Raw genomic sequence first — 24,586 nt, 5'->3', positions numbered from 1 at the left:
AACCGTCTGCCCCCGTACCTTAACTTCCGCGCTGGGGAGAGCACCTCGTCTCCCCTATCCTCTTGACAAGCTCCGCGACAGGTCGATAACAAGTCCGACGATGTGACCGGCATATTCGACGGGCATGAGGGCACTCATCACTTCTGCCATCTGTTTGGCCGTTTTTGGCTTTTCTTTGTTCGGCCCCATCTTCGTCTTGTGACCAAACCAAAGAATGATGAACACGCCTACTCCTTCAGCATCTGGATTGCGCATATAGCGAGGCTCGAGCTGGTCGCGCCAGGCATACCAGAGCTCGGGATGATTGTCCTTCTTTATCTCGACCGGGACAATGCGACGACTACTCTGGACGATTATGCTCGTCTGCATGTCCGCGCGCTTCTCGGCGGCCGCGAGACTTTCCTTCTCGATTTGCACCGCCTTCAGCGCCATCGGGTCGCGCACTAAGGTAAGCAACACGTCCCGGCAAGCATTTTCGCTTTTAGGGATAAAGACACCGTTTGTGTCCTTGTCATAAAACAAGTCCAGCTGATTCGTCTCTTCAAAATGAATTTTGCCTGCGATATGAGCGAGCTGGTCTCGCAATAGCTCGGCCATATCTCTGGAATTCGCGGGGGCATCGTTGGCGAGAACATTCGCCACCTCCACCGGCGTCGGAGGTACGTAGTGGTGGTTTTTGAGGTTCCGGTCGTGCTGGAAGAGCAAAGCGCCAAGCCACATTCGCCATGAGTCCATGTGGGGGTCTTGACGCAGGTCGTGCAGCGCCAGCCCTGCAGCGGGCAACGTCGATGCGCCAAGAAGGTGAGCAAATCGTTGTAGCACGGCGCTCTGATGGTCGTATGGTGCGTTGTAGTCTTCGTCGTCCGCCGATTTAGATATAGACGAAGTCGTTGTCGACGCGAGCACCCGAATCATGCGAGCAATGATAGCGGGATGCGCCGCCAGCGCGTCTTGGAGGCTTTGTCCTTTCTGCTCGATTGCTTTTGCCAAAAGGTATGGTCCGTCCGCTCGACTCACCGCAGTAATTTCGATGTCGCCAATTTGACTTTCAGGGTCCGCGGCGAACAGTCCCATTTGCACTGCCAACCGGAATTCGGCGCCGAGTTCCGACTTCGTAAGAAGAGCCGCCAACGCAGCTGATGTGGCGGCTCGTGGCAGATGTTGCTCCGCTGCCGGAAGCAGTGTGGCGTTGAAGAAATGGAGCAAACGTTCGTCCGGGTCCCCCGGCATGCTATTAAGAACACGCGGCAGAAGCTTCGTGACCAAAATTTTTGGAGCTTCTTCGTCCCTCAGGAAGCGAAGGGTATCGATGTTGGGAGCCCGACCATCGTTTAGCGGCCCCTCCCAGCAACTGAACATCAGGTCCGAAACCCGGCCTGGATTATGTTCGGCCAGTGCCCGTAGCCAGTCTGGAAGTGGCGCCCCAGCATCCATCATGTAGAAGCCGACCAAAGCATCGACGACGCTCGGCTTCCACGATTTCACATCAGCACCGTCGGAATGGCAGAGTCTCGCCGCAAGCAATGCGGGGTAAGAGGAGTTGTACGAGTGTCCCGCCTTTCGGCCCACGGAAATAATGCTGCTCAAGGATGGCAAGTCGTTGGCGACGACGAGCCGCTTCAACGCCCCAATTGCCTGCTCAGCGACGCCAATGTCCACAACGAGCAGGTCGGCCACGCGTTGCAGCGGCGTTTCACCTTGGATGTTTGAGAACATTTCGTTATACGCTAACGCAATTTCCCGTACCAGCCAGCTATCGCTGTTCCCGGTCAAAAGACCGCGCAGGCGTTCCCCAAAATTGCTTTGCCTCTCCGTGCGCTCCTCTAGGCGACGGCCCTCGACTTGCTGTTTGCGTTCAGATTCCCGTCGTTGCCAGGAGTCGAGCTGCCAAGCCGTGTTCCGCTGCATCCACTGTTCGGCATGTGGCCATCGCTTTCGATTCGCAGCCACCCACACCTCAAGATGCTCCAACGTGATTTCGAACTTCTCATGCAAATTCACAGCAGCAAATGAGGCCCGGTCAACGCAGTTCTCAACAAACACGTCATTGGCAGAAGCGCTGGCCTGCACAAGAAGCCAGCTGTACCAGTCCGCGGGGCGTTTTGCATCGTATAGACAGCTCTCGAGACTGTCGAAGCGGACGGGCTTCGCGTCTCCTGGCATTTGTGCGAGTCTCTCCAAGACGAGCCGCCGTTGCATCTCGGGACGATTGCTTAACCAGTCACTAAGGAACTTGATAGCTGATGACTCGAGCCCAGCGGAGCCGTACTTGTCGAGTCCTATCGACAACCACTTCCACAGTTGCGATGCCGGAATCGTCTCGCCCTCGGCCTCCACTGCGCGCACCAGCACCCTTGCCGCAACTTCCCGAGTCATGTCGTATGCGCGAGAACCGGTGTCGATGTCGTCGCATACGGCCGGTGCGGAAAGAAGCTCGTGGAGTGCCTCAATCGCTGGTATCAAATCCTCGTCCGGAAGGCGACGATTGAACTCGACCGCCCAGAACATCCTGAACTGACCGATTAGATTTTGCTGCTTCGCTGGCCTGCAACACGCAAGAGCTTCTCTCACCAACAAATGCGCGGGGTAAAGGCAGTCCAGCAACTCCCCGAGGACCTCGTCGTTCGAGTCCCTCACCGCTCCCGTCGAAACATCGTGCAGTAAGCGGCGAGCGGCGTCCTGTTCGAATGCCCCGTCGCGGAGCCACGCCGCGACTGCGCCAAGCCGCACCCTTTGCGCCCGAGTTGAATCTCGAGCTATTTCCTCGAAAGTGCCGGCAAGGCCCGGAAACGTCTCGCCATAACGAATAGCGTCGAGAATGCATACGACCAAGGCTTCGTGACCTGGCTCCCGAGATTCGTCTTTAAGGAAATGAGCAAATGTCGGCTCCATGTCTGCGGTGCCAAGCGCGCCGAAAGGATGTGCCTCCCAATTTTCGTTGCGAAACCACGGATTTTCGGTCGCAACCCGCTGCAACGCCATAAGCAGCTTCGTCTTTTGACCGACGGAAAATGGTTTAACGTCGCCGTAAAGTACCAAACCTAAAGGGTCGCGCGAGGCCAGAAACTCTCTGTCCTTGACACAGAAGAGCGTCAGCCAAGCATAAACACCTCTAAGCACGTCGACCGTTTGGGTTCCAGCGACACTCATTACAGCCAGAATTCGCTGCAAAGGCAGGCCGTGACGTGTTACCAGCTCTCCGATTGCATGTCCGGCAAGATATTCGCCGACCGTCCGGTGCACGGGCACTCGCAAATCTCCGTCAACGGAGAACAGCTTAGTATCCAGTGCAGCTATGGCCGTCGCTTTATCGATGTTCATACCCGACGGCAAATCGTCAATATGAAACACACCGTCTACAGGGGTATCGGGGGCCCCAATCTGCATTGCCGAGCTGTTCGACAGCAGCATCACTGCGGACAGTTTTCCAGCCGCTGCCAATAGGTTCTCGGCGCTCATCGAATTTCGAACGGGGCGCGTCATCAGGTGCACGCGATTGTGCTCCCGCACAAGCAGGTTGCACGCGGCCGCGTAGGTGGCGCTTCGGCTCTCCGGCCAATCGGCCTTTTGAACTACATCTACCAGAAGCTTCAATAGAAGCGGATTAGAAAGGAGAGGGGCCAGCTTTCGAGACCGTGCCTCCTCAAGGAACTCAACCGCGCCAACAGCTGTGGAAGGCAGTAATTTCCCGAGAAGCTCAAGAATCTCTGCATCATTCAGCGGATTCAGCCAAAGCGCTTCCACCGTGTTAGATGGCGACACGGCTTGTAGGTCTACATCTCCATTCCGAACCCAGTCGGCCTCTCGGCACGACAGCCGAAAGCGTGGATATCCGGCCCTTTGCAAGGAAAGGCGAATCTCATCAAGTGCTGTGAACGGTGAAACCGAGTCGGTGCGGCGCTCATCCAGCGAATCGATGAACAAGGTTTTCCCTTTTGCGGCCGCGGGCAACTCCAGTACCGCAAAGTCGCGCGCGGTGATGTAAAACGCCGCGTCGCCCATCCGTTTCGCCTCCGCCTTGAAGGCTGTCGTCTTCCCGGACCCGGGCTCGCCTAGCAAGACATAGGCGTCTAAATGCTGCCAGTCAGAAAGAAACCGTGAGTGACTTCCGGACTCCGAGCTCTTGAGTGTCGCGGTGCGTTCGATGAAAAATTCGGCTGTCATATTGTTCGTATGCGACGGCAATGTAGCCAAACTGCCATCGGTGCACGCATGCCCTAATGGAGTTTGCAGTCCACTTGCTCAGAAAACCTTCGATAAATTCCGCTCCTTCTTTGGCTCCCTTGTCCGACCGCGCGAGGAAGACCGGTACGGAGTTTAGAGCAACGCTGCGTAAAAACGTGATGCGCTGGCGGTGTCGATTGCGCTTGCAAACCCTCTTCGAGCCCGAAATCTTGTCACCATGACCTGGCGTCCGAACAACTCGGACTCACTGTACCGTCGCGACGACGGGCAGTGGCGAATCCGGTTTGGCCCCCAAGACTTCGAAAAACGACCGCAAAGCAATCAAGGGACCGTACGACGCGCCGCTGCCACGCGCTCTTGGACACCGAATCGAAGAATGCCTGGATAAGTTCCGGCCCCGCCTACTCCGCGCCAATCCCAACGCAGACTGGCTTTTCCCAAATGACAATTCCGGCAAGTGGACAAGCCTGAATAAGCAGTTCTTCAGGCTGACGCGACGGCGCATTCCGCAGACCCCGGGATTCGGTCCTCACGCTATCCGACATCTCGTTGCGACCGACTATCTACGGTAGCACCCCGAGAAGACGGCCAGACCGGAGTTCCGGGGAGTTCGTCGCGAGTCCCTGAGTCGCCCCCACTTCAACAAATAAGCCGCTGCTCCGCAAGCGTCCGAGACGCGCGCCACGCGTCACACGGCCTTAAGATTCCGAGGGCTCCAGCAGGTCCGTAACACCTTGAAGCGCGCGTGTCCATTCACGCTCGATGAGCGAGAGCAACTCAGCTTCCATGGTCCGCCGAGCTTCGTCGTCAAACCATACCCGGTTATGTTCGGCAACACGCGTCTTATACCCGTAACCCTTACCCCATTCTGAGATGCATGCCTGCCAGAAGGACGAGTCAGCCCGGAGTGCGTCCTTGAATTCGGTCTGGCCCATCAATTGAGCTTTGCGCAGCAGTTCCTCGTACGACGCGGAAAGCACACGTTCAGCCTGGGCGAGAAGTGAAACTGCCTCCGCGTACCGAGGAGTTGCAGCCAGAATCTTGCAATGCTCGGCAAAGCCTTCAACCGCTTTCCCTAGTGCAAGCACAGCCAGCCGACGCGCGCCAAATCCAATTAGGTGCGAATAGCTCAATTGCGGCCACTCCCCCTCTCGACGCACGGATGCTCGTACCGTCGCCGCATAAGCATTCTGAATCTGAGCGAGCAGATTCTCCTGCACGTGACCGCTTACGGACGGAACCTTGGAGTGAATTTGGGTCCAAGCGCGCAGGCTCTCGCCGGCATCCCTGAGGACTGCCCGAACCCGTTCTTCACCGTGATTTTTGAGCAGGCTACGGCCTCCCGTGACAGCCTGCTGGATTCTGTCGCGGAATACATCGCGGGCGTACGTGAGCCGCTCAATGAAGAATTCCTGAACTCGCGTGGACAGGTCTTCATTCGCATTGTAGAAACCAATTGCGAGCCGCTGCATGCCGAGAGGTTCAAGGGCCATGGCAGCCTGCTCGGCCTTCAATTCATATCCTTCCTCCGTGTTTTCAACCGGGATACCGGTCGCGTCATCCTTCATCGCGAGCGCGTCACCCGGCCGCGGCAAAATCAGCAGTGCGGCGTTGGCCTCCAACCCGCGGATGCCAATTTCCTTTGCGCGCTCAAGAAGTAGGCGTGCCTCTGCTCCCGGCGCATTGGGAAATCCGGAGCAAAGTACCGCGAGCGTGTGCGGGTCATCAAGATGACCTTCGATGTCTTGGCGCGCGACGTTTCGGTCAATTCCCTTCGTGTCAATGATGCGGACGGTTAGGTCCGACGCTTTCAATAGCTGTTCCGGAACAACGACCTCAATGCGTTTCGGTAGCGTGAATTCGGGATGCCGACCATTGTTGATATCGGAAAAGGTCTCGCGCAGCCAGGCTTTTGGTGACTTGCCGCAGGCGCTGTCATACCAGACATCGCGTCGGTCACGGCGATGCAACTCCATGCGCGTAAGAACTTCGACGACGAACTCCCTTTGCGTAGGGAATTCTTCGGCGAGGGATTTTGCCGGGTCAACCGTGGTCCGCTTGCCGTCCGGACCCTTCGGCCGCTGCACGGCCAGTCCAGCCAAATTGCGCAATGCGCGGGCGACCTCCTTTGAGATGCCCTGGGATTCAGATGCGCTCTGACCATCCTCGTCGTCTCCTCCACTTCCCTTGAGGACATGGTCTGCAAGGTCAGCGACGTCTTGGCGAATCTCGTCGTCACTCCGCGGTTCAACGATGACCCCAAACTCGGGGCCTGTGCGCAGATGAACCTCACAGACGGTAACACCCCCGCCGCCAACCTCAAGTACGGGAATCATCGCCCCGTCTTCGCGAGGCGTCTCAAGACCAGTCATCTTGCAAATCGCCGTCGACTTGCCTATGCCGATACTGCCGATTAGCGCAATTTGATGGTCGCGCTTGAGCAAAAGCGCCGCCGCCCGCTTCAACTCTTCGATGTATTCAGTCAGTCGGCGCTCGAAAGCGTGCGGCGTGTCCGGTTTGTCCCGCAGTTCGGCCAACTCGACAGCGACTTGTTCTGCCAACCAAAGGCACTCCTGGTCAGGATGGTCAAGCGATGGGCGCGGCAACACCTTCCACGCACGCGCGAGCGCCCGAGAGAGCTCTTCGGCCTCGGGGGTCGCAAGCTGTTCAAGGATGTCCTGAATTTCCTGCACGCTGACCGCCCGCTCGCCGCTCTCAATCCGCGAGAGGACAGCAGGGCTGAGCGACACCCGCTTCGCGAGGTCGCCTTGTTTGACACCGCTACGCTCACGCACCTGCATCAGATAACGCCCAAGCTCAATGGCGTTAAAGGTCCCTTGGTCGTCCATAACTCATCCCCGTCTGTGTGATGAGAGGAAGTCTACAAGATTTCCAATAAACGTCAATATAAAACGAAATCTTGCTGCAACTTTTCTAAAGACGAAGTCATTGGGGCGAAATCGGGGCAGTCTTTGAATTTCCAATGCCCAAATGGCAACGGTCGCCGCCCGCGCCTTCTCCGCCAGTTCAACTTTTATACAGGCGCTACACAGAGCCTGCCGCGCTTTCACCTTTGAGTCCTAGGGAAAGACGTGGCCAAACACCCGTACCTACATCACTAAGGACACCCCGACGGCAGCCGCTCAGTTCGCCACCACGCAAGCGCCAGCCAGTTGGAGATGCCCTAGCGAGGGCTGCACCTTGACCTGCACATGCATTCTCGGCGTCATGCCGACGACGAGGCGATGGCTGGCAATGCCGACAACCCTAGGCGCCTCTTTGCCCGGTCTCGCTTATTGGTTCAGCCGCGCAAGGTCTGTCGCACTTCTGGATGACATCCGGTTCACTGCGGGCTGCAGGCTTGACTTACTACGTCTCACCGTATTCAGTTTCTCAGGGGCAGTTCTCTTGACAGGCATAGGTGTCTCTCCAATTACTTCAACTTCGTGTGCGACGCCGGCCGCTGCGTCGGCAGGCGCCAATGGCTGGCCGCGCTGGTGAAAGTACCTTTGTTCAATGAATGCATAAAACTCCCCAGAATGCCAGCGACGGCGGCTTCCGATGGTCCCAGGCGCTGGCAGCAAGCCGTCAGCGACCCAATTTTCCACTGTCCGCAAGGAAACCTTCAGGATGGTGGCAATGTCTTCCTTCGTCAGCATTTCAAATTTACCGTCGTTCATGTTCGTTGCGCGCAGTGGACCTGTCCGGTGTAGCCACCGTGACCGCCGACACGCATGAACCTAAAATTTTCGAACTCACCTCGGCGCGAGCGAGGCATCGCCCGAGTGCTACACAGAAAAAATCTGCGCCAAATCTGCGCCATCGAACTCTGCGTTTACCTGCGCGAAGCTACGCGCAAAAACACGTAACTTGTTGATTTAATTGACATGAACTATATTGAATCCAGCTACGAAAAGTGACGGCTCCGGATTCGGGACGTAGAGGCCGGAGGTTCGAATCCTCTCACCCCGACCAGATTCGCCTTGTTAGTTCAAGGCTCAAAAAACCGCCCAGCTTGCTCGGCGGTTTTTTGTTTTGGGTCGCGCATATTGCTTCGCTTCACAACCGCGCTTGCCCAGCAGCGCCACTGCCGCCGCCAGTCCTGTCTTCAGCCGCCACCTCCGGCGGCTCGCGCAAGCCCCTCTGCTATATTCTCTCCATCCTTTCCCCTATCCTTCACGACGCGTGGAACAACTTCCCTTATGGGCGCAGATCGGCGCCGTCTTTCTGCTGCTCATCTGCTCGAGTTTCTTTTCGAGTTCCGAAACGGCCATGATGGCGATCAATCGCCATCGCCTGAAACATCTTGCCAACCAGAATGCGCTCGGCGCAAAGACCACTCAGGGTCTGCTCGCTCACACCGATCAACTGCTAAGCGTCGTGCTGATCGGCAACAACCTCTTCAATACGATCATTCCGGTGCTCACCACCTCGATCGCGCTGCACACGTTCGGACGTAACAACCTGGTGCTGTCGATCGCGACCGGGATCGTCGCGTTTCTGATTATCGTGTTCGCGGAGATCACGCCGAAGATCATCGGCGCGACGTTCCCGGAAAAGGTCGCCCTGCCGGCCAGCCTGCTGATCGCGCCGATGATGCGCGTCGCCAAACCGCTCGTCTGGTTCGTCAATCTGTTCGCGAACGGCATCTTGCGCGTGTTGCACATCAATACGAAAGGCGGCCACGATCAGCGGCTGTCCACCGAAGAACTGCGCACCATCGTCCTCGAGTCCGGCAGCTTCATGCCGACCAAGCACCGCAGCATTCTGCTCAACCTGTTCGATCTCGAAAACATTTCCGTCGACGACGTGATGATCCCGCGCCGCCGTATCGAGGCACTCGACTTCGACGCGCCGTTCGAACAGATCCTGCACCAGCTGGAGACCTGCTATCACAACAAGCTGATCGTCTATCAAGGCGATATCGACCGGGTGCTCGGCGTGCTGCACGTACGCAAGACGCTGGCGGCGCTGCACAACCAGGAACTCGAGCGCGAGACGCTGCGCGAATTGCTGGCCGAACCTTACTTCGTGCCGAGCGGCACACCGGTGTTCCAGCAGCTGCAATACTTCCAGGAGAGCCGTCATCGCACGGCGCTGGTCGTCAACGAATACGGCGAGTTGCAGGGCCTCGTTACGCCGGAAGACATCATCGAGGAACTGATCGGTGAATTCACCACGTCGATTCCGCGTAGCGCCAATTCGCGCGGTGGCTGGAACGAGAACGGCGAATGCATCGTGGCAGGCAGCATGCCGCTTCGCGAGTTGAACCGCTGGCTGCATCTCACGCTGCCCACCGACGGGCCGAAAACGCTCAATGGCCTGATCCTCGAAATTCTCGAAGACATTCCCGACGGCGACGTGTGCGTGCAGATCGGCGAAGTCAAACTTGAAGTCATGCGCAGCGACGATCAGGCGATTCGCACCGTCAAGCTGTTCAGGCCGCCGGTGCGCGCAAAAACCGGCAAGGTGTTGCGCGGCTGAGCGACATTGCGCGACGGTCTGAGCGACACAGCCAGATACGACACACAGCAGCATCGCACACAGGCGCAACATGCGCCATTAGCCGAATGGCCGAATGGCGGCGCCCGCCGCCGTACCGGAAGATGAAGCCGTCCGTGTTCTACAGGCGGCTCATCACCGGTCCCTCATGCAAGCTTCGATTCAACCCGCGACGCCGTCGCCGCGTCCCATCGCAAGCGCTCACGAGAACGCTGCCCAGGCAAAGCCGAAGGCATTCGCACGCGACGCTGGCGCAGCAACTATCGCCAGTTCCGACGACGCCCCCGCCGTGCGTCTGCTGACCGACACGTTGCAGGAAGCCACCCGCCGCAACGCGTCGGACCTTCACATCGAACCGGCGGAACACGGCTGGCGCGTGCGCTTGCGTATCGACGGCGTGCTGCACGAGATCCCGCGGCCGCCCGCGCATCTGCGCGATGCCTTCATTACTCGCGTGAAGGTGCTCGCTCGCATGGATATCGCCGAGCGGCGCGTACCGCAGGATGGGCGGCTGCGCATTTCCACCTCGCCCGGCCGCGTCGAGGACTATCGCGTCAATTCGCTGCCTACGCTGTTCGGCGAAAAGCTCGTACTGCGAAGACTCGATGCGCTGCCCGCGAATCTTTCTCTCGACTCGCTCGGACTCGATGCGCGCCAACGCGCAACTGTCGACGCCGCGATTCGCGCGCCGCACGGCCTCGTGCTCGTCACGGGGCCGACAGGGAGTGGCAAGACGCTGTCGCTCTATTGCTTCCTGAATCTGCTCAACGGCGAGGCGCGCAATCTGTGTTCCGTGGAAGATCCCGCCGAAATCCAGTTGGCCGGTATCAATCAGGTCAGCGTGCGCGAAAAAGCCGGCCTGACCTTCGCGGTGGCGTTGCGCGCCTTTCTCCGCCAGGACCCGGACGTCATCATGGTTGGTGAAATCCGCGACGAAGAGACCGCCGACGTCGCGGTGAAAGCCGCGCAAACCGGCCACCTCGTCCTGTCGACGCTGCATACGAACGACGCGCCCGCTGCAGTCGCGCGCCTGATCGATATCGGCGTGGAGCCATACAACCTCGCGGCCGCGTTGCGGATGGTGACCGCACAACGGCTGGTGCGGCGCCTCTGCGCTGCGTGCCGCGTGCCTGCGCCGCAGTCGGCGGCGGCGCTTCGGGCAGCGGGCTTCGGTGAGCATCAACTCGACGGCTGGCAGCCGTTCGCCGCCTGCGGATGCGCGGCGTGCCACGGCATCGGCTATCGGGGCCGCGTCGGCGTTCATCAGGTTATGCCCGTTTCCGATGCGATGCGCGAGTTGATCGTGGCCAGCGCCGGCACGCACGAACTCGCGCGGCTCGCGCAGACCGAACAGGTGGCCACCCTGCGTGACGCGGCGTTAGCGCGTGTGCGCGACGGCACTACCAGTCTCGCCGAAGCACTCGCCGCCACCGAGGTCGCATGAACCTGGCCACGACCCATCGACCGTTGCCCGCCGACACGCGTTTCAAATGGCGCGGCGTCGACGCCAACGGCGTGCGAAAAAGCGGCTCGCTCATTGCGCCGGACGCGGCCACCGCACGCATGCTCCTCAAACGCGACCATCTCTTTGTCATCGAGTTGACGGCGCATGGCGCCGCACCTCGCCCGACCGCACGCGCAGCGGACATCACGCTATTCACCCGGCAACTCGCCAGCCTGCTGCGCGCCGGCCTGCCACTCGCGCCCGCGCTGGACCTGCTCGCACAAGCGCAGACTTCTCGCCATCAGGGCATGCCGCGAATCGTCGGCGCTTTAGCGCGCGACATTACCGGCGGGCTGCGTTTTTCGGCGGCGTTGCAGCGGCATCCCGCGCAGTTCAACGCGCTGTACTGCCAGCTGGTCGAAGTCGGCGAGGCAGCAGGCGCGCTCGCAGCCGTCCTCGCTCGCATCGCCGAGGACCGCGAACGCGCCGCAGCGCAGCGTGCGAAAGTGCGCGCGGCACTGACCTATCCGGTCGCGATACTCGTGCTTGCCATGGCGATTACCGCCGCATTGCTCGTGTGGGTCGTGCCGACCTTCAAGCAGATTTTCGACGGCTTCGGCGCCAGACTGCCCGCGCCGACGCAATTCGTGCTGGCGTTGTCGTCCGGCGTGGCGCGTTGGAGCATACCGGCACTCGCCATGACTTTCGCCGCCGGTTCGGCAGCGACATTTCTGCTGCGACGTTCCGAAGCGGCGCGCATCCGGTTCGCGCGCGTATCGCTGACAATACCGGTTGCCGGCCCGCTGCTGCGCACTCTGTGCGCGGCTCGCTGGAGCCGCGCGCTAGGCACGTTGCTATCGGCCGGCACACCGCTGGCCGACGCATTCGACTCACTGACTCACGCCACCGGCAACGCCTTCTTCGACCGCGCCACCGTGGAAATCGCCGCGCGGCTGCGGCGCGGCGAACGGCTCGCGGCCGCCATGCGCGGGGCGCGCTGCTTCCCGCCCGAGGTCGTGCAGCCCATCGCGGTTGCCGAGGAGTCCGGAGCACTCGACACCATGTTGATCGACGTAGCGTCGCTCGCCGATCGCCAGGTAGACGAGAAGATCGGCACGCTGTCGAGCCTGTGCGAGCCGCTCGTCATCATCGTGCTCGGCGCGCTGGTCGGCGGCCTCGTGATCGCGATGTATCTTCCCATTATTCAACTCGGCAACGTGGTGTAGGATCGCAGCCGAATCCATCCCTTATCCATGCGGGCGACAACTCTTCTCGTGCCAGACACCTCTTCCAGCCTGCTGCCGGGCTTACTGCCCGGCCGTATCGATCATTTCGCAACCGGTCTCGGTTTCGCGTTCGGCAGCTTGCCCACGGGCCTGCAGATCACGTTTGCCATCGTGTTCGGCCTCGTGATCGGCAGCTTCCTGAACGTGGTCGTGCATAGGCTGCCCATCATGCTTGAACGCGCATGGCGAGCGGAAATCAGCGAGGCCGCCGGTGAACCGATGGAACAGGACGGCCTGCCGGCGCGCTACAACCTGTGGGTGCCGCGCAGCGCGTGCCCTCACTGCGGCCACGTATTGAGCGCGTGGGAAAATCTGCCGGTGCTGAGTTACGTGCTGCTGCGCGGGCGCTGTTCCACCTGCAAGGCGCGTGTGAGCCTGCGCTATCCGTTGCTCGAAATCGCTAGCGCGGGGTTCGCGGCCGGCTCGCTTGCACTGTTCGGCCCAACCCTCACGGCGCTCGCAGCCTTCGGACTGTGCGCGGCGCTGCTCGCCATGAGCGCGATCGACATCGACACCCACCTGCTGCCCGACTCGTTGACGCTGCCGTTGCTGTGGGCCGGCATCATCGTCAACTTCAACGGCATGTTTGCGAATCTCCACGACGCGGTGCTCGGTGCGATCTTCGGCTACCTGGTGCTGTGGGTTGTCCATTGGCTGTTTCGCCTGGTGCGCGGCGTCGAAGGCATGGGTTACGGCGATTTCAAACTGCTCGCGGCGCTCGGCGCGTGGCTCGGCTGGGCGGCGCTGCCGCAGATCGTGCTGATCGCGGCGGTGGCCGGCGCCGTAGTCGGACTGCTGGCAACATGGCGTGGCCGCATGCGCTTCGAAGAGCCGTTGCCTTTCGGGCCATTCCTCGCGGCAGGCGGCGCACTGACGCTGTTTCTCGGTACACCGCTTTATCTGGCTCTGGGAGGCTGAAGCATGTTCGTTGTGGGACTCACCGGTGGCATAGGCAGCGGCAAATCGACTGTCGCCGACCTGTTTGCCGCGCACGGCGTGCCGCTGGTCGACACCGACCTGATCGCGCATCGCATCACCGCGCCGCATGGCGTGGCGATGCCGCAGATTGCCGCGGAGTTCGGCGAGGCGTTCGTCGCCGCTGACGGCTCGCTCGACCGCGCCCGCATGCGCACGCTCGTATTCAGCGACGACAGCGCGCGCAAACGCCTCGAGGCCATCACGCATCCACTGATTCGTGCGGAGACCGAACGTGAGCAGCGCGAGGCCCAAGGGCCATATGTGATCGTGGTGGTGCCGCTGCTGGTCGAGTCCGGCAGTTGGAAAAGCCGCGTGAATCGCGTGCTGACGGTCGATTGCAGCGTGGAAACGCAGATTTCGCGCGTGATGAGCCGCAACAATTTCAGCCGCGAACAGGTGCTGGCAATCATCGCCCGCCAGGCCACGCGCGAAGCACGCCTCACCGCAGCCGACGACGTGATCGACAACGACAACGCGCCGCTCCACGCGCTCAAGGCGCAAGTCGACGCACAGCATCGCGTGTATCTGTCGCTTGCCGGAGCATGAGGCCGGCGCGTCACCTCGGGAAATCCCGGTTGAACTTCACAGCGACGCGCATGCCAAAAGCGCGTTGAAAACCGCCCGAAACACGTGAAAAAAATTGCGAAAGCGCGCTGAAAAAGTGCGTGATTGCTAGGGTAGTCTCACGGCATTAGAATGTTCTGCATTCCCGTCACCGACCACGCCCGAGGCGAGCCCGCTTGATCCTTTACGAGTATCCCTTCAACGAGCGAATCCGGACGCTGCTGCGCCTCGAAGATCTGTTCGAGCGCTTCACGTTCTTTCTGACTCAGGAAGACGCCAGGGAACATCACGTCGCACTGACCACGCTGTTCGAAATCTCAGAGGTTGCGGGTCGCGCGGATCTGAAGTCGGATCTGATGAAAGAACTCGAGCGCCAACGGCAAACACTGGCGCCGTTTCGCGGCAATCCGGGAATCGAGCAAAACGCGCTCGAGGCCGTGCTCGGCGAGATCGAGCAAACGCTCGCGGGGCTTTCGCAGATGCAAGGCAAAACCGGCCAGCACCTTGCGGACAACGAATGGCTCGCCAGCATCCGCAGCCGCGCGATCATTCCGGGCGGCACCTGCAAGTTCGATTTGCCGTCCTACTATGCCTGGCAACAGATTCATCCCGATCAGCGCCGCCAGGACATCGCCAAGTGGGTGACGCCGCTGCTGCCGCTGCGCGACGCGGCCACCATCGTTCTGCGGTTGGCGCGTGAATCCGGCCAGGCGTCCAAGGTCATGGCCATGCAGGGCAGCTATCAGCAAATGCTGTCCGGCCGTTCGTATCAATTGATGCAGGTGCGGGTGGCGCCGGAATTGCGCGTGATCCCCGAGGCCAGCGCCAACAAGTACATGCTGTGGGTGCGCTTTACCGTGCAGGACGGCGATCTGCGTCCGCGCGCGGTAGATGTCGACGTACCGTTCCAGCTCACGCTTTGCAGCCTGTAACCAGCGCTCACAAGCCTGTCATGTTTGCCGGGTAAATCCGGACCGAAGGAAGGGCACGCCTTTAAAGCGGCGAGAAATGCCCCTATATTCGTTACTTATTCCGTTTGCGATTGACTGCCTGACCGTATGCCTACTGTCGTCAAATGCCCCACTTGCGGAAAGGACGTCCGCTGGACACCTGAAAACCGCTTCCGCCCCTTCTGCTCTGACCGCTGCAAGCAGATCGATCTCGGCGCCTGGGCCGCTGAGAAGTACAAGATTGGCGGATCCGAGCAGGAAGCGTCGTCGGACGAGACGCCTGGCGGGGATTACAGCGCGCATTGAGGGTGGCGCGCTGTCCACGTCGCGTTGTTCGGGTCGCGCGGACCGATGCCGCGTTGACCGGGTCGTGCGGTCCGGTCACGCTGACCGACTCCGTTAGCGCAACGCCTACGACGGCGCGCGCAGCCTGACTGAGCCTGCCAAGGGTAGCGCGCCTCAGCCAGGCGCACAGCGTTTTCCCCTGCTCTTTCCCTGTCAGTTCTTTTCCGCCGCCAGCCATTCCAGCACGGGAATGGTCGCCGGCAAGAGAGGCTCGACATCCGCAGGCAGCGTCTGCCAGACAAAAGCCTGACCTTCGCGGCCGTGCGGTTCGCCGGACCACTGCGTCACCTTGCAGAAAAAGAGCCGCACATAAGCGTGCGGATAGTCGTGTTCGAGCGTGTGCCACAGATGGCTCGCCTTAACGGCGATACCCAGTTCCTCGTGCAACTCACGGGCGAGCGCTGCCTCGACCGACTCGCCCGCTTCCAGCTTGCCGCCCGGAAACTCCCAGTACCCCTCGTACGGCTTGCCGGCCGGGCGCTGCGCCAGCAGATAGCGCCCATCGGGTTGAACCAGCACGCCGACGGCGACTTCCGTCACCTTGCGGCCCGCGGCGTTCTTCTGCGTGTCGTCGCTCATGCCGGGGCTCACGCTGAGGTCTTGCGGCCGGACCAGTCGCGCGCGAACTGCCACGCGACACGTCCCGAACGCGAGCCGCGCTCCAGTGCCCATACCAGCGCATCGCCGCGCGCCGCTTCGATTTCGGCGTCGTCGCAGCCAAAATGCCGCAGCCAGTGGGCGATGATCGACAGGTAGTCGTCCTGCTTGAACGGATAGAAGCTGACCCACAGCCCGAAACGCTCGGACAGCGAGATCTTCTCTTCCACCAGTTCGCCCGGGTGAATCTCGCCGTCGGACGTGTGCTTGTATGTCTCGTTGTCGCTCATATACTCGGGCAACAGATGACGGCGATTCGACGTCGCGTAAATCAGCACGTTGTCCGACTGCGCGGCGATCGAGCCGTCGAGCGCGACCTTCAGCGCCTTGTAGCCCGATTCGCCGTCTTCGAACGAGAGGTCGTCGCAGAACACCACGAAGCGTTCCGGCCGCTGCGCGATCAGGTCGACAATATCGCCGAGGTCGTGCAGATCGTCCTTGTCCACCTCGATCAGACGCAGGCCGTCTTTTGCATAGGCGTTCAGACACGCCTTGATTAGCGACGATTTGCCGGTGCCGCGCGCGCCCGTCAGCAGCACGTTGTTGGCCGGTTGCTTATGCACGAATTGCCGGGTGTTCTGCTCGATCAGGCCTTTCTGGCGATCGATATTCTGCAGGTCGTCGAGCGTGATCGCCGAGATAGCCGGCACCGGTTGCAGGTAACCGCGCCCCTGGCGCTTGCGCCAGCGGAAGGCGACTGCGGCCGACCAGTCGATATCCGGTGCGGCGGGCGGAAGCATGGCCTCCAGGCGGACGAGCACGGCTTCGGCCCGCGTCAGAAACTGTTCGAGTTTGTCCATGGCTGTGTGGAGAGCGGCCCGCAGGCTGCCTTAAAACCCCAATGAGAAACCTGGTTACGAACGATAGTCGGCGTTGATGCTCACGTAGTCGTGCGACAGGTCGCAAGTCCAGATCGTGGCTTGCGCATCGCCGCGCCCGAGTACGACACGAATGCCGATCTCGCTCTTTTTCATGACGCGCTGGCCGTCTTCTTCACGGTAGGCCGGATTGCGGCCGCCGGCAGTGGCAACCAGCACGTCGTCCAGATACAGATCGATCTTGCCGACGTCGAGATCGTCCACGCCGGCATAGCCGATGGCCGCGAGAATGCGGCCGAGATTCGGGTCCGATGCATAGAAGGCCGTCTTCACGAGCGGCGAGTGGCCGATCGCATACGCGATCTGACGGCATTCGCTGACGCTCGAGCCGCCTTCGACCTGCACGGTCATGAATTTGGTCGCACCTTCGCCGTCGCGCACGATCAGTTGCGCGAGAGTCTGGGCGACTTCGGTCACCGCGTCGCGCAGCGCTGCATAAGCGAGCGAATCGGTGGACGTGATCGCCGGCAGGCTCGATTTGCCCGACGCGATCAGGATGAACGAATCGTTGGTCGACGTATCGCCATCGATCGTGATGCAGTTGAACGAGCGATCCGCCACGTGCTTGACCAGCGCGTCGAGCACCGGCTGGGCGACGGCGGCGTCGAACGCGAGAAAGCCGAGCATGGTCGCCATGTTCGGCTTGATCATGCCGGCGCCCTTGCTGATGCCGGTCAGCGTGACCGTGTGGCCCTCGATCGTGACCTGGCGCGACGTGGCCTTGGGCAGCGTGTCGGTGGTCATGATCGCCTGCGCGGCGTCGTACCAGTTCGCTTCCTTGCGGTTGGCCAGCGCAGCCGGCAGACCCGCCTTCAGACGATCGACCGGCAGCGGTTCCAGAATCACGCCCGTCGAAAACGGCAGCACCTGTTCCGGTGTGATGTCCGCGAGACGCGCAAGCTCAGCGCAGGTTTCGCGCGCCGCCACGAGGCCCGGTTCGCCCGTGCCCGCGTTCGCGTTGCCGGTGTTGATCACCAGCGCGCGAATCGGCTTGCCGCCTGCGCGCACGCGTTCCAGATTCTCACGGCATACCGTGACGGGCGCCGCGCAAAAGCGGTTCTGCGTGAACACGCCGCCGACCGTGGCGCCTTCGCCCACGGAAATGACGAGCACGTCCTTGCGGTTCGGCTTGCGGATATTCGCCTCTGCCCAGCCAAGCGAAACGCCGGCGACGGGGTGGAGTTGAGCGGGATCGATCGAGGGGAAATTGACAGCCATGGTCGCGACCTGTCGAAGAAAATGCCGGCAGGCGCCGGCATCGAGGGAAACGGAAACTGATGGTCCGGGCATGTTGCCGAACCACCGCGAAATCAAGACAAAGTACCGCGTAAAACGACGCGGCGCGCCTCTGAGCGCGCCGCCTTCGGCATTACACGATCTTGCCGTGGCACTGCTTGTACTTCTTGCCGCTGCCGCACGGGCACGGGTCGTTACGGCCGACCTTCGGCACGTTGTCCGCGCTCACGTTCGCTGCCACCGGTTGCGACGAGCCGTGGCTCATCGCGTCGCCGATCATGGCGGCCGTGGCCGCCTCAGCGGCAACAGGCGCCGCCGCTGCGGCTTCGGCAAATTCAGCGTGGCGGAACTCGACGTTTTCGAGGTGGCTGCCCTGCTCTTCCAGCTGTTCAGCGGCCTGTTCCAACTGTTCCGGCGACTGGATCTGCACGTTCATCACCACGCGGGTGACTTCGAGCTTCACGGCGTCGAGCATCGCGGCGAACAGTTCGAACGCCTCGCGCTTGTATTCCTGCTTCGGGTTCTTCTGCGCATAGCCGCGCAGATGGATGCCCTGGCGCAAGTGATCGAGCGCGGCCAGATGTTCGCGCCAGCTGCGGTCGAGCGTTTGCAACATGATCGAGCGTTCGAACGCGCTGAACGACTCGCGGCCGACCAGTTCGACCTTCGCTTCATAGGCTTCGTCGGCGGCGGCTTCAACCGCTTCTAGAATCTCGTCTGCGCTGATCGAGTTCGACTCGTTGATCATTTCCTGGATCGCGAGGTCGAGCTGCCATTCGTTGCGCAGCACCTCTTCCAGCTCGGGCACGTCCCACTGTTCTTCAATGCTGCCTGCCGGCACGAACTGGTGGACGATATCGGCGATCACACTCTGCCGCATCGCACCGATGGTCTCGGTGATGTCGTTCGCTTCGAGCAATTCATTGCGCTGCTGGTAGATCACCTTGCGCTGATCGTTCGACACGTCGTCGTATTCGAGCAATTGCTTGCGAACGTCGAAGTTGCGTGCTTCCACCTTGCGCTGCGCCGATTCGATGGAGCGCGAGACGATGCCAGCCTCGATCGCTTCGCCCTCCGGCATCTTCAGGCGGTCCATGATCGCGCGCACGCGGTCGCCCGCGAAAATGCGCAGCAGCGGATCTTCCAGCGACAGATAGAAGCGCGACGAACCCGGGTCGCCCTGACGGCCCGCACGGCCGCGCAACTGGTTGTCGATCCGGCGCGATTCGTGACGTTCGGTGCCGATAATGTGCAGACCGCCCGCGGCCTTCACCTGATCGTGCAGCGCTTGCCATTCGTCGTGCAGCTTCTGGATGCGGCGCTGCTTGTCGTCTTCAGCCAGCGTTTCGTCCAGTTCAAGGAACGACGCCTGCTTTTCCGCATTGCCGCCCAGCACGATGTCCGTACCGCGGCCGGCCATGTTGGTGGCGATCGTGATGCGCTTCGGACGGCCGGCTTCGGCGACGATCTCGGCTTCACGCGCGTGCTGCTTGGCGTTCAGCACTTCGTGCGGCAACCCGGCCTGCTTCAGCAGATGCGACAGCAGCTCGGAGTTTTCGATCGACGTGGTGCCGACCAGCACCGGCTGACCGCGCTCATAGCAATCGCGGATGTCGCGGATCACCGCGTCGTAGCGTTCCTTGGCGGTCTTGTAGATCTGATCCTGCTTGTCGATCCGCTTGGGCGGACGGTTGGTCGGGATCACGACCGTTTCGAGACCGTAGATCTCGTTGAATTCGTACGCTTCCGTGTCCGCCGTACCGGTCATGCCGGACAGCTTCGCGTACATACGGAAGTAGTTCTGGAACGTGATCGACGCGAGCGTCTGGTTCTCGCTCTGGATCTTGACGTGCTCCTTCGCCTCGACCGCCTGGTGCAAGCCGTCCGACCAGCGGCGGCCCGACATCAGGCGGCCGGTGAATTCGTCGACGATCACTACTTCGCCGTTCTGCACCACGTAATGCTGGTCTTTGAAGAACAGCGTGTGCGCGCGCAGCGCGGCGTACACGTGGTGCATCAGCGTGATGTTCTGCGGCGCGTACAGGCTTTCGCCTTCACCGATCAGGCCCCACTCGGCGAGCAGGCGCTCGGCCTTTTCGTGGCCCGATTCCGTCAGGAACACCTGGCGGCCTTTTTCGTCCAGCGTGTAGTCGCCCGGCTTTTCGACGCCGGTGCCGTCCGCTTTCTCTTCGCCGATCTGGCGCTCGAGCAGCGGCGGCAGCGCATTCATGCGCACGTAGAGTTCAGTGTGATCTTCGGCCTGGCCGGAGATGATGAGCGGCGTACGAGCCTCGTCGATCAGGATCGAGTCGACCTCGTCGACCACCGCGAAATTCAGGGCTCGCTGCACGCGCGCGTCGGTCTCGTAGACCATGTTGTCGCGCAGGTAGTCGAAGCCGAATTCGTTGTTGGTGCCGTACGTGATGTCTGCCGCATAGGCTTGCTGCTTGGACTCGTGGTCCATCTGCGACAGATTGATACCGACCGACAGCCCGAGGAAGTTGTACAGACGCGCCATCCATTCGGCGTCGCGCTGGGCGAGGTAGTCGTTGACAGTAACCACGTGCACGCCGCGGCCCGACAGCGCATTCAGGTACACCGGCAGCGTGGCGACGAGCGTTTTGCCCTCACCGGTGCGCATTTCGCCGATCTTGCCGTAGTGCAGGACCATGCCGCCGATCAGCTGCACGTCGAAGTGGCGCATTTTCAGCACCCGCTTGCTCGCCTCGCGGCACACCGCGAAAGCTTCCGGCAGGAGCTTGTCGAGCGACTCGCCGCTCGCGACGCGCTGGCGGAATTCACCCGTTTTGGCGCGCAGTTGATCGTCCGTCAATTGCTCGATCTGCGGTTCGAGCGCATTGATCGCCGCGACGGTCTTTTGATATTGCTTGACTAGCCGCTGGTTGCGGCTGCCAAAAATCTTCTGTAGAAAACCGGTGGTCATCGGATCGGTGTCTGCGTCGCGGCTTCGGCTGGGTCGCACCGTGCGGGTCGTGCACGTGCGCTCCGGGGTCGGAAGGGCCTCGGCGGCTTAGTCCAAGAGTGAATTGTCGGGTAGCCCGACCTTCTTACGAAGATCGGGCCCCCCGAGAACCGTACGTGCGAGTTTCCCCGCATACGGCTCAAATCTACAAACAAAGTTCTGTCTACGACAGAACCGGCTTAGTTACTACAAGTTTACCAACGTGTACCTGCTGGTGACAGTGCGGGTGAAGCAAGACCCGGTTGGACAACTTGTCTGACCCGCCATGCATCCGATATTCCAGATGATGGTCGTGCCAGCCTGTTTCGTCCGTCAAGGCACAGCCGCAGTGCGCACACAGCCCGCTCTGCGACATGTACAACTTTGCCCACTGTTTCCGGTAGCGCATCGAATCCCACAGACGCGTCTGCCGCAGTTGCTCGCCATATTGCTCCCACTTCGGATCAAAGGGATTGAATTCTCCTTGGATCTTCTTGTGTCTCCTGATCGCCGTACCGCTGAGTTGGTACAACTCCATCAGGCCCCAACTGCCATCATCTCGAACCGTCCGGACCGCAAACACCCACTGTCGAGCGTCGATTGAGTGGAAGTACTTCTGTCGCACCCAACTGCTGCTCTTTCGCGGATGTCGCCGCTTGGACCACCACCAGAGCCTCCGGAACACCAGATGCTCCATGTGGGTGTACGCCTTTTTGGCCGTAACCGGATGGTGATACTGCGCCCATCCGCGCAACATTGGATTTAGCAGTCGGATCATCTCCTCCTGCTTCACCGTCTTGTTGCTGCGAATCGTTTCCGCCACCTTGCTATAGAACGCTTTCGCGTTCTTCTTGCTCGGTTTGATGAGCATCTTTCCCGAGTATTTTCGGAAATTCCACCCAAGGAAATCGAAGCCGTCGTCAATGTGAGTGATCCGCGTCTTCTCCTCCGATAACTGCAGCCCCCGAACCGCAAGGAATGCCTCTACCCAAGGTCGGACCTCGCACTCCAGCAACTCACGCGAGTCGCCGGTGATTACAAAGTCGTCCGCGTACCGCACCACATTCACTTTGAGCCTTCGAGCTTTCATGATCCCTAGTTTTGCACCGAGGTGCACTTCCAGTTCTCGCTCCAGCCCATTCAGCGTTACGTTTGCCAACGTCGGGGAGATGATGCCTCCCTGCGGCGTACCGGCCTCAGTCGCCTGTAGCTGCCCCTTATAAATCAGGCCAGCCTTCAACCATTTCCGGAGGATTACTCTGTCCATCAGGACATTGTTTTCCAACCAGTCATGACTGATGTGGTCAAAGCATCCCTTGATATCCGCTTCGAGGACCCATTTGGCAGAAGCCTCTTGGGACATACAAACGCGGATTTGGGCCATCGCATCAGCTGTCGAACGATTTAGCCTGAACCCGTAGGAATTCAGGTCACTCGTCGATTCCGATACTGGCTCCAAAGCCAGCAGATGCAGAGCTTGCATCGCCCTATCCCGCATGGTCGGAATGCCCAGAGGGCGTTCCTTCCCATTGGCCTTGGGGATAAAGACTCTCCGTAATGGCAGAGGCTTGTATCCGCGCCGCTTCAACCCGCCGATGGCTTCCCACCGGCTGTCAGGCGAATCCCATAGCTCGCGATCGACTCCAGCCGTTCGCGCACCCTGGTTTTGCGTAACACGTCGTACCGCATACAGCTTCGCAGACAACGTGCGAGTTAGCATCCGTTGCAGGGCTTTCACCCTACGCCAGTCACCTTCCCGCGTCGCCTTCGCAATTCGAATCTGCATCCCTCTCACGTTCCGCTCAACCCGTCGCCAATCTACGGCGTACCAGTTGTCCGGCGCGCGGGAAAGCGCAGATCCGGTCTTTCGACCAGATACTTTCATGCTGCTCTCCTACCTGGAAAAGTCCCCAGACAGAAGGCGCATCTCCCCCAGCGGGGTAGATACACCCCGCTGGGGAACAACAAAACTCAATGCAGGCGCATGCACCTGCATCTGACCAAGTTACAGAGGGTAGTCAGCCGTCTTGCGACGGTAGACCAGACGGAAGTCTGCCCGCTTTCGCGTGAGGTGATGTCCCAACCCCTATCCGGTCCATTACAGCCCGGCCTTCGCTTTTTCCGTCCTCCCATACCTGCACAATCATCAGCGTCCCTTGCGGTTCGCCTGCCAGCCTTACTGCGCTGGCAACCATACAGGCTTACCACGTTCCCGGCATGTCACACGACTGACTTAGGTTCTGCCTATTCCCCGGCGGTATCACGAACGACGTAACCCGAGATTCGAGCGGGCTATCCAACCGCATACCTTTTGGTTAGTGCCTATCAGCAGCTTTGGCACCCAATGCTAACGAGGTTTATCAGCAGTTCACTTCCGTTAACCCTATCAGCCAGCCTAGCGCCTTACCCCCTTGCTGCTAGGAGTATCCAGACCGCTCCTCGCGGAACCAATCTGCCCGAAACCTCCGGGGGCTACATTGTCAGAAGAGCTTCATACGCCACCGTTGCCAGTGACGCATGTCTTCCTAGGCTACTGCTGGTCGTACAGCAGGTTCACTACCCTCGTCGCCCAGCAAACGAGGTCGAACAATGACACACCGAGCTTTTCGCTCGTATCGTTTAGCGAAACCCTTGCCTGAAGGCGAGGGAATTGCAAACATCACCCCGCCCTGTCGGCGGAGGTGAAGCCGCTGACTGGGCGGGACCTGACGGTAATCAGGCCCATGCAACAAGGTTCCCGGCTGATTGCTCCGGTTTCCAATTTCACTACAAGGATGCTTCCCAGAGGTTGCATCTGCTTCCTAAAGTGCGGCCCACAAGGGGGCCGCCTACGGAGGGCATGGTGAGTTGCCTCAATAACCCTCTAGTCGATGCTCCGTAACGTGGAGCAGTCGGACACGAGCGTGCGTGTCGCACCGAATCGGGCATTTTAGCACGCGCCCCCGCCCACGCCTGTGTCAGCGAAGCGACGGCGGCCGGGCCTCCGAAGCCCGCCGCAGCGGCCCCGGACAGTCCGCATTGAGGCCGGCCCGCGTGCATCCCGCGCGGTACAATCGCGGCGTGGACGCGCATAGGGTGCGAACACGCCGCTACCTACCGAACATGAGCCGCTTTCCTTCCTTTTCAAGGCCGCCGCCCCAGCAGTTCAAGGCGCGCCGCCCGCAGCCGGTCGCCGAGGTGCTCAACCGCACGGACGCGTTCGCGGCCCTGCGCGCGGGCGTCGAACAGATTGCGGCGCTGGAGAAGGATCTGCGCGCGCTGCTGCCCGACTATCTGGCCACGAGCGTCGAGCCCAGCTTTATCAAGGAAGGCGTGCTGGCGCTGTTCGCCGGCCATAACGCGCTGGCGGCACGTCTCAGGCATCTGGAACCGCGGCTGCTGTCGGATCTGCAGCAGCGCGGCTGGCCGGTCAATACGCTGCGCATTCGCGTGCGGCCGCAGCCGGTCAAGGAGCCGCCGCCGGTCAAACAGGCGCGCATGACGCCGGCCGGCGCGGACGCGCTCCATGCGCTGAGCGAATCGCTCGCGCCGTCGCCATTGCAGGAAGCCTTGGCGAAAATGGCGGCCCGGCATCGGAGAAATCGCTGAGCGAAAAAAAA

At 60.8% G+C, this 24,586-nt stretch carries 16 protein-coding genes; 8 read left to right on the top strand and 8 right to left on the bottom strand.

Going from position 1 to position 24,586, the window contains the following annotated elements:
• Nucleotides 1-54: 54 nt before the first annotated feature.
• The 3 genes from BLW71_RS18725 to BLW71_RS18715 form a co-directional block, all read right to left on the bottom strand.
• Nucleotides 55-4,194 (bottom strand): DUF8371 domain-containing protein, encoded by a 4,140-nt coding sequence (locus tag BLW71_RS18725; RefSeq protein ID WP_143048371.1) that lies wholly within the window; start codon nucleotides 4,192-4,194, stop codon nucleotides 55-57.
• Nucleotides 4,195-4,883: 689 nt separating this feature from the next.
• Nucleotides 4,884-7,034, bottom strand: coding sequence for a helix-turn-helix domain-containing protein (locus BLW71_RS18720; RefSeq protein ID WP_091798856.1), 2,151 nt, complete (start codon nucleotides 7,032-7,034; stop codon nucleotides 4,884-4,886).
• A gap of 444 nt (nucleotides 7,035-7,478) precedes the next feature.
• Nucleotides 7,479-7,865 carry a helix-turn-helix transcriptional regulator gene (locus BLW71_RS18715; RefSeq protein ID WP_091798853.1) on the bottom strand — a complete coding sequence of 129 codons (387 nt, stop codon included), beginning with the start codon at nucleotides 7,863-7,865 and terminating at the stop codon, nucleotides 7,479-7,481.
• A 505-nt stretch (nucleotides 7,866-8,370) separates the two neighbouring features.
• On the opposite strand from BLW71_RS18715, the gene BLW71_RS18710 reads away from it, so the two are divergent.
• The 7 genes from BLW71_RS18710 (at nucleotide 8,371) to yacG (ending at nucleotide 15,215) form a co-directional block, all read left to right on the top strand.
• The gene (locus tag BLW71_RS18710; RefSeq protein WP_177205063.1) at nucleotides 8,371-9,669 is read left to right on the top strand and encodes an HlyC/CorC family transporter; all 1,299 of its coding nucleotides are present in this window, start codon (nucleotides 8,371-8,373) and stop codon (nucleotides 9,667-9,669) included.
• A gap of 166 nt (nucleotides 9,670-9,835) precedes the next feature.
• Nucleotides 9,836-11,131: a GspE/PulE family protein gene (locus tag BLW71_RS18705; RefSeq protein WP_091798851.1), complete on the top strand. Its 1,296-nt coding sequence runs from the start codon at nucleotides 9,836-9,838 to the stop codon at nucleotides 11,129-11,131.
• Nucleotides 11,128-12,357 carry a type II secretion system F family protein gene (locus BLW71_RS18700; protein ID WP_091798849.1) on the top strand — a complete coding sequence of 410 codons (1,230 nt, stop codon included), beginning with the start codon at nucleotides 11,128-11,130 and terminating at the stop codon, nucleotides 12,355-12,357. Before BLW71_RS18705 ends, BLW71_RS18700 begins: the two co-directional genes overlap by 4 nt.
• Nucleotides 12,358-12,384: 27 nt before the next feature.
• The gene (locus BLW71_RS18695; RefSeq protein ID WP_091798846.1) at nucleotides 12,385-13,335 is read left to right on the top strand and encodes a prepilin peptidase; all 951 of its coding nucleotides are present in this window, start codon (nucleotides 12,385-12,387) and stop codon (nucleotides 13,333-13,335) included.
• 3 nt (nucleotides 13,336-13,338) lie between these two features.
• Nucleotides 13,339-13,941 carry a dephospho-CoA kinase gene (gene coaE / locus BLW71_RS18690; protein WP_091798844.1) on the top strand — a complete coding sequence of 201 codons (603 nt, stop codon included), beginning with the start codon at nucleotides 13,339-13,341 and terminating at the stop codon, nucleotides 13,939-13,941.
• A gap of 194 nt (nucleotides 13,942-14,135) precedes the next feature.
• On the top strand, nucleotides 14,136-14,891 hold the full coding sequence (gene zapD, locus BLW71_RS18685; protein WP_091798841.1) for a cell division protein ZapD: 756 nt from the start codon (nucleotides 14,136-14,138) through the stop codon (nucleotides 14,889-14,891).
• A gap of 126 nt (nucleotides 14,892-15,017) precedes the next feature.
• A complete protein-coding gene (gene yacG / locus BLW71_RS18680) occupies nucleotides 15,018-15,215 on the top strand; it encodes a DNA gyrase inhibitor YacG (protein ID WP_091798839.1) in 198 nt (65 codons plus the stop codon).
• Between the two features lie 192 nt (nucleotides 15,216-15,407).
• On the opposite strand, the gene BLW71_RS18675 is transcribed toward yacG, so the two are convergent.
• The 5 genes from BLW71_RS18675 to ltrA form a co-directional block, all read right to left on the bottom strand.
• A complete protein-coding gene (locus BLW71_RS18675) occupies nucleotides 15,408-15,833 on the bottom strand; it encodes an NUDIX domain-containing protein (RefSeq protein WP_091798836.1) in 426 nt (141 codons plus the stop codon).
• A gap of 8 nt (nucleotides 15,834-15,841) precedes the next feature.
• Nucleotides 15,842-16,711 (bottom strand): ATP-binding protein, encoded by an 870-nt coding sequence (locus tag BLW71_RS18670; protein WP_091798833.1) that lies wholly within the window; start codon nucleotides 16,709-16,711, stop codon nucleotides 15,842-15,844.
• A 54-nt stretch (nucleotides 16,712-16,765) separates the two neighbouring features.
• On the bottom strand, nucleotides 16,766-18,007 hold the full coding sequence (gene argJ, locus BLW71_RS18665; protein ID WP_091798830.1) for a bifunctional glutamate N-acetyltransferase/amino-acid acetyltransferase ArgJ: 1,242 nt from the start codon (nucleotides 18,005-18,007) through the stop codon (nucleotides 16,766-16,768).
• Nucleotides 18,008-18,158: 151 nt separating this feature from the next.
• The gene (secA, locus tag BLW71_RS18660) at nucleotides 18,159-20,969 is read right to left on the bottom strand and encodes a preprotein translocase subunit SecA (RefSeq protein ID WP_091798827.1); all 2,811 of its coding nucleotides are present in this window, start codon (nucleotides 20,967-20,969) and stop codon (nucleotides 18,159-18,161) included.
• A 202-nt stretch (nucleotides 20,970-21,171) separates the two neighbouring features.
• On the bottom strand, nucleotides 21,172-22,872 hold the full coding sequence (gene ltrA, locus BLW71_RS18655; RefSeq protein ID WP_028196484.1) for a group II intron reverse transcriptase/maturase: 1,701 nt from the start codon (nucleotides 22,870-22,872) through the stop codon (nucleotides 21,172-21,174).
• A gap of 1,217 nt (nucleotides 22,873-24,089) precedes the next feature.
• Between ltrA and BLW71_RS18650 the strand changes: the two genes are divergently transcribed.
• Nucleotides 24,090-24,575 (top strand): DciA family protein, encoded by a 486-nt coding sequence (locus BLW71_RS18650; protein WP_091798824.1) that lies wholly within the window; start codon nucleotides 24,090-24,092, stop codon nucleotides 24,573-24,575.
• The last annotated feature ends 11 nt before the right edge of the window (nucleotides 24,576-24,586 follow it).

It is taken from the genome of Burkholderia sp. WP9 (assembly GCF_900104795.1).
Taxonomy (GTDB): Bacteria; Pseudomonadota; Gammaproteobacteria; order Burkholderiales; family Burkholderiaceae; genus Paraburkholderia.
This window is presented reverse-complemented; position numbering and strand designations above follow the sequence as displayed.